Origin of the sequence: Bacteroides sp. An269, assembly GCF_002159755.1 — a bacterium.
In the GTDB taxonomy this organism is placed as follows: domain Bacteria; phylum Bacteroidota; class Bacteroidia; order Bacteroidales; family Bacteroidaceae; genus Phocaeicola; species Phocaeicola intestinalis.
Genome location: NZ_NFJG01000019.1, coordinates 40831 through 47172, shown reverse-complemented (window position 1 = coordinate 47172; position 6342 = coordinate 40831). Strand labels below are relative to the sequence as shown.

General features: G+C 46.2%; 8 protein-coding genes. 3 read left to right on the top strand and 5 right to left on the bottom strand.

Annotated features, from left to right (window positions below; genetic code table 11):
• Positions 1 to 159 precede the first annotated feature (159 nt).
• The gene (locus B5F71_RS06090) at positions 160 to 744 is read right to left on the bottom strand and encodes a hypothetical protein (protein ID WP_072545525.1); all 585 of its coding nucleotides are present in this window, start codon (positions 742 to 744) and stop codon (positions 160 to 162) included.
• Positions 745 to 1217: 473 nt separating this feature from the next.
• A complete protein-coding gene (locus tag B5F71_RS06085) occupies positions 1218 to 1562 on the bottom strand; it encodes a hypothetical protein (protein WP_071149214.1) in 345 nt (114 codons plus the stop codon).
• 335 nt (positions 1563 to 1897) lie between these two features.
• On the opposite strand from B5F71_RS06085, the gene B5F71_RS06075 reads away from it, so the two are divergent.
• The 3 genes from B5F71_RS06075 (at position 1898) to B5F71_RS06065 (ending at position 4339) form a co-directional block, all read left to right on the top strand.
• The gene (locus tag B5F71_RS06075) at positions 1898 to 2188 is read left to right on the top strand and encodes a DUF4120 family protein (protein ID WP_087208494.1); all 291 of its coding nucleotides are present in this window, start codon (positions 1898 to 1900) and stop codon (positions 2186 to 2188) included.
• 45 nt (positions 2189 to 2233) lie between these two features.
• Positions 2234 to 3157 carry a DUF932 domain-containing protein gene (locus B5F71_RS06070; RefSeq protein ID WP_087208492.1) on the top strand — a complete coding sequence of 308 codons (924 nt, stop codon included), beginning with the start codon at positions 2234 to 2236 and terminating at the stop codon, positions 3155 to 3157.
• Positions 3158 to 3274: 117 nt separating this feature from the next.
• Positions 3275 to 4339, top strand: coding sequence for a DUF1848 domain-containing protein (locus B5F71_RS06065; protein WP_087208491.1), 1065 nt, complete (start codon positions 3275 to 3277; stop codon positions 4337 to 4339).
• A gap of 58 nt (positions 4340 to 4397) precedes the next feature.
• On the opposite strand, the gene B5F71_RS06060 is transcribed toward B5F71_RS06065, so the two are convergent.
• Genes B5F71_RS06060 through B5F71_RS06050 form a run of 3 tightly spaced genes read right to left on the bottom strand, consistent with a single transcriptional unit; the run spans position 4398 to position 6339 of the window.
• Positions 4398 to 4910 carry a glycoside hydrolase gene (locus tag B5F71_RS06060; RefSeq protein WP_087208489.1) on the bottom strand — a complete coding sequence of 171 codons (513 nt, stop codon included), beginning with the start codon at positions 4908 to 4910 and terminating at the stop codon, positions 4398 to 4400.
• 13 nt (positions 4911 to 4923) lie between these two features.
• Positions 4924 to 5415, bottom strand: a complete 492-nt coding sequence (locus B5F71_RS06055) for a DUF3872 domain-containing protein (protein ID WP_241148566.1) — start codon at positions 5413 to 5415, stop codon at positions 4924 to 4926.
• Positions 5416 to 5460: 45 nt separating this feature from the next.
• Positions 5461 to 6339 (bottom strand): toprim domain-containing protein, encoded by an 879-nt coding sequence (locus tag B5F71_RS06050; protein WP_087208487.1) that lies wholly within the window; start codon positions 6337 to 6339, stop codon positions 5461 to 5463.
• Positions 6340 to 6342: the final 3 nt, after the last annotated feature.

Sequence of the window (6342 nt, the reverse complement as noted above, 5' to 3'; positions counted from 1 at the left end):
ATCATTACATGACCTTCAAAATAGTCCTCTTCCTTATTATCTACTTCACCGAAATAAGTAATATTCTTCTTGCTCATATTCTTTTGTTTTTAATTAATTGCGACTAATGTTTGGCAGATAATCGCCATTTGTGGCGATTGAGGTGCATGTTATGTGCATTTATTTCCAAAAGTTGTCCTGCAAGTGCTTTTCCAAATATCGACTTACAACTCCCCAGCCTTCATTGTCAGGACTATTATACCCCCACATACTTTCAGTAGCATCTTCTAATTTTTCACATACTTCTGAATATTTTGCTGTTATTTGTTTCCTTTCTTCTGAGGTATAGCCTTTTAGTTCTTCCATTGTTATGGTAAAATACTTACCTTCTCTGCTCCCACGCACGAAATTTACAACTTCACAAAGTTGGTCTTCGTCAAGAGAGAAGACATCTATATTGAGAGGGAAAATTTGTTCGATATTCTTTGTTGCATCTCCAATTTTGTCCAGTCCAATTTCATACATTGCATGGGATATGTAAGGCAGCAATTCTGTATTTTCTTCTATAATCGCTTGCCACCCATCACCTTTATAGATACCTATAACATTAGCTACTATGTGAAATGCAAATACAGCGTCGGACACTTGATTTTTAATTTCACTTAATTCGCCTATCTCCCAAACCTTATCTGATAAGGTTACAATCGCATCTTCTGTATTGACATCCATTCCTTGCAGGACATCACTAATTTTTTCAGTTTTCATATTTACATCGTTTTTTAATTGCACATAATGTTATGCTATCAGCCGATTTGGCTGTTATTTTTCCTAAGTATAAACCGTGAAATGAAAGTTACAGAATCTCGTAGGTACTATAAACAAATACGATACAGCACCACTCATTGTCTTGATATCTACACAAGCACATCTGTTGTTATCCATAACACGGAAGATATATGTTCGCTAACAAAGATATAAAATTATTGGTAACCAATACAATACAAACCTTTAATTCTATGAAAAAACTTCTTTTTTTGGTCATTCATAATTAGCAAGAATCTATCATCTTGTTTTTCAGTTTTATAGTTGCTGTCTGAGCAGAGTACGGGAGATACAAAATAAACGAGAGGAGAATTTACATGTCATCCGTAAACTTTCCTCTCGTTTTCTTATACCTATGGAGAAACAAGTTGAATAGCAAACATTGCCTCCGGATATTTTATCCGGAATGCTCCATATTACAGTTTTCTGTTCAGCACCATCGCCAAAGGATAGATAAACTGGTTATAGACCTTGAGTTTCTTCAGATCCAGCACATACCCTGCATAGGGATTGGTACAATCCGAATAGAAAAACACGTCAGTAAAACCAGCATGTTCCTTTATGATTTCTCCTTCCAAGGGAATCTCGTCCACATCAAACTCTTCCAGAGGCAGTTCCTCCAGGCGGGCATGTTCCCCATTGCCCAACACATTGAGGTTACGGTTGAACAGCACATATCCCCGCTTACTGTAATCCACACGCATACCATACGGACGCTCCACAAGGAAAGCATCCGCAGCTTTCTTTATATAATCTTCCATGATCTTTCAAATTAGGATTTGCAAAAATACACCATTCCTTTGTCAAAGACGAACAAATCAATGGGTTTCTCACCGATATACCTGCAAGAAAATACAACGACACACAACCTGTATATTTTATTTTCCTCCCTGCAAAGGTAGTCCCGTGTCCAACGTACCCGGACAAGGTCAGGCCCCTATGGGGTTGGCTGAAAGAAAATCATCCTCGCCGGCGGCTGTGGTATTTTCTTTCGCCAAACCTTGCGGGTACGGCCACGGGACAGTCAGGCAGGCGAAAAATAAAAAATACCGGCTCCCGGAGCCGGACGTGTTTAACAGATAAAATACAATGAGTCATGAAAATCCTGAATGAAGAACATTTCCAGAATGTAAAGCGTTACGCCGAATCCATCGGTGACACATCACTCCAGAACTGTCTGGACAGACTGAAAAAATGGGAGGAGAACCCGGACCATCCAAGCGAAATCTCGCTCTATTATGACCATGCCCCGTACTCGTTCGGCTTCACGCAACACTATCCCGACGGAAGCATCGGCATCGTGGGCGGTCTGCTCTACCACGGAATACCGGACCGGTCTTTTGCCGTGACACTTGAGCCGTTCCACGGATGGCAGATACATACCTGAAAAAAGACAGATAATCATAGTATTAACTTTATAAAATTCAAGATTATGGAAGCAATGGCAGTATTGGAAAAACAACAGCAGTTCGACTTTCAAAACAATGGAATCGAAGTAATGAACTTTGAGACTCTCCAGCGTACTTACAAGGAGAATGATATCTACGGCAAGCCTGTCCAGGGCATCTATCACTACCAGGTACTGCAGCGTATGATGGACATCTGCGAGAAGTACAATCTCGACTATGAAGTGGAGGAAATCTTCGCGGCACAGAACAGGAACAAGACACAGCCGGGAGTAAGCATTCTCCCGCAGGTGGAACAGACACTTGGTGAAAAAGCAGTGGAAGCCCACATCCTCCGACGCATCTTTGCGACCATCCGTATCAAGGACTGGGAAACGGACGAGCTGACAACAACGCTGGTCGTCGCCTACCATCAGGATGGCATACAGGCAGCCATAGGCCCGTGCGTGAAAGTATGCCATAACCAGTGTATCCTCTCGCCGGAAAGGAGCATCTGCAATTACGGAAAGAACAAGGTGACAACGGAAGGGGTATTCGAGACGGTGGACGGATGGCTGGCAAACTTCGAGGTGAACATGAACGAGGACATCGCAAGGATTCAGCGACTGAAACGCAGAATCGTCTCACTGGAGGAAGTGTATATGTATATCGGGCTGCTGACAGCATTGCGTGTCTCCCATGACAGTTCGGACAGGAACCTGTCATCCTCCGTGGAAACCTACCCACTGAACCAGAGCCAGATTTCCATCTTCACGGAAGAGGTGTTGAAACTGGTAGCCGAAAAGGGACAGATCACCGCCTGGGACTTGTATAATGTAGCGACTGAGATATATAAGCCGGGCAGAACGGACTTCCCGGCACTAATCCCACAGAACGGAGCGATGGCGGAACTACTGCTTTCCCGTCTGCCGGCAGAGGTGGAAATACAGGATGCCGTTCTGGTAGGCTGAACAGCTACAGAATAAAATATTCATATTATTTTTGCATAGAAGCAAACCTATGACATATCAACAGTCTGGACAGGCGTTCATAACCGACGCCTGTCTTTACTATATAATCTTAACAACATGACTTGGAAAAAAGCAAATATCATCATAGACGGCCAAAAAATGGAAGTTCCGGCTCCCGACATCATATCGGCAAGCCGCAGCACGGACATTCCGGCATTCTATGCGGACTGGTTCTTCCATCGGCTCGAAACCGGATATTCCGTGTGGAACAACCCGTTCAACGGAAAAAAGAGCTATATCTCTTACCGGAATACAAGATTCATAGTGTTCTGGTCGAAAAATCCCAAGCCTCTTCTTCCTTATCTGCCAATCCTGAAAGAAAGAGGTATCGGCTGCTATATCCAGTTCACTTTGAATGATTATGAGGAAGACGGACTGGAAACCGGTGTCTCTCCGCTGACAGAACGTATTGAAACATTCAGGACTCTTTCCGATATATTGGGTAAAGAAGCCGTAATATGGCGATTCGATCCGCTGATACTCACAGACAACATATCCGTGGATACTCTGATTGAAAAGATCGAACGTGTGGGAACGGAGGTACACAACTGCACGGAAAAGCTGGTTTTCAGTTTTGCAGACATAGACTCGTACAGAAAGGTCAAGGCCAACATGACAGACAGCGGAATCCCGTATCATGAATGGAATAAAGAAAAAATGGAGGAACTTGCCGGAAAACTGACGGTACTGAACCGTAACAGAGGATGGAATCTGGAGCTGGCTACCTGCGGCGAAAATCTGGATCTCGGCAAATACAGGATATCCCGTAACCGCTGCATCGACGGTGACCTGATAGCACGTCTGGCATGGAAAGACAAGGAACTGATGTCCGCATTGGGAGTCACCATACAGGAAATTCCGTCTCCAGCCTTTTTCAACATGAATGACCTTCCTTACGGTGCCGTGCTTCTCCCTGGCAACAAATACTTCGTCAGCAATCACAAAAAGGATCCGGGACAACGTGCCTCATGCGGATGTATGGCAGCCAAGGATATCGGGGAATACAATACCTGTCCTCATCTCTGCGAATACTGCTATGCAAATTCAAGTAAAAAATCGGCAATCATGAACTGGGAAATGCACCGGCAGAACCCTATGGCGGAAACGATAACCGGAAAGTAGAACAACAGACGAGGAAGAAACTGACAGTCAAAAGACTGAAAGATTCTTCCTCGTTTTTTTATTCCTCGAAGAGCAGCATGTATTCCACCTTCCTTCTCCGTTCAATACTTGGAACTACCTTACCTTTGTAACACCGGAAAGAAACATACTCCTTATAGATATTCCGGTCTCCTGCCTCCAGCTTCTTCAACAATTTGCTTTTGGGCATCTTGCCGTAACCTTTCAAACGGTATGCCCCCACATTATAGCTCAAAACAGCGACAATCAGCGAATCACGTCCCAGGTAACTGAACATACGGCACAGCTTGCGTAAATCCGCTCTCAGGATTGAATCACCCTGTTCTTTTGTAATATCATTGGTCAGCCTTTCCCCGGGAAGGACCTTATGCCCGTACCCGACATAAGGCCAGTGCCTTTTTTCTCCATGCCAACCCTCGAACCGCTTGATACACTCGACGGCAAGGCTGAACCTGTCCTGTTTCTCCTTTACCGGATTCTCCGCCCGCAACGGTATACTCCCGAAGCAGGCTATGGCGAAAAACGCCGCAAACAATTTTGCTCTTATTCCCATAGGCAGGTCAGGTTCATTGTGATACGATGACGACAGGCAGTTCCTTGCCGCCGGAAGTAACCACGGTATCCTCGTCCTCCGTCTCATTGTTGAAATCGAAGGTCAGCTGGAAAAACTGTGCCGGCTCGCTGTTGTCCTCAAAATAGATGTCGATACTCTGCTGGTCCTCACACTCGGAGGTGTAATAAAGGCGGAACACTTCCCTGTCCAGGGGATAACGGTCGTTGGGCAGCAGCACCATCCCATCGTCCATGCGCAGCTTGCCTTCGCCGTCCGGCTGGAAATAGCGGATGGTATAGCGGGCATCGGAGAACCGTCCTTCCCGTTTCAGTTCACAACGGATTTCAACGGTCTCGCCTTTAACGATACGTGTGGGAACCGGCATCGTCTCCACCGTAAAGGGATAGGACTGCTGCACGTCAAGGTCATCGCTGCAAGAGGTCAGCATACCAAAGGTCAGGCCCATCAGGGCGCATACAAGGGCATACAGCCCTTTTCTGTTCATAACAGGTTTCATATTCATTTTCTGTTTTAACGGTTTATAAAATAATTACTGTTCAGGCGGAAAATTACTTTCCAGGTATTCGTTCAGGTCCTTGCATCCGGCATACAGGTCGGAACAGTCGTCAATCCTGTCACCGTAGCGTTTCCGAAGGACGGCCAACGTCCTTTTTCCGGCATCGTCATTGTCCAGATAGCACCGGATTTTCCCGTAATTGTCCAGATAAGGGAACGAGCGTTCAAGCATGGCCACCGAATTGAGGACCAGATAATCCTCACCACGGCTGATGCCGAGTACCTTCCATGAAAGAAAGTCGATAAAGCCCTCAAAAAGGTTGCAGGTAAGCGAGCCGTTACGGATGAGGGAAATGTCCTTGGGCGGCAGGCACCATTTCATGAACCTGGTCCGAAGCTCATAGCCTCCACCCATATTCCTGAAACCGACGGCGAAATACCGCTTGCCGTACAGCCGGAACCGTACTTCCTCGCACTCCGCACAGGCAATTTCCACTGGAATACCGCGTCCCTTCAGATAGCCGAGCAGTGCATTACACCGCAAGGGACCGCAAACCACCTCCTCGAAGCGGGAAGGCTCCTTGCGCTTTTCTGTCCTGACACCTTCCTTTTCTCTTTTCTGTCCGGCATATTCAGGTATTGTGCCTCCATAAACTCCGGCGATGAACCTCACCTGCGCCATGAAGCCGTCACTTCCTGAAAGTTCCCCCGCAAGGGTGAAGATGTCGCCTCCATGCCCGGTGCCGAAGTCATGCCATACCCCCTTACGGGTGTTCACATGGAACGAAGGTGTCCTTTCCTCACGGCACGGGGAGAGATACCAGCATTCGTCGCCGTGCCTTCTGACCGGCTCATGTCCCAGACGGGACAGGAATTCCTCAATGGGAATGCCTCTTATCATCTCTATATCCATAGG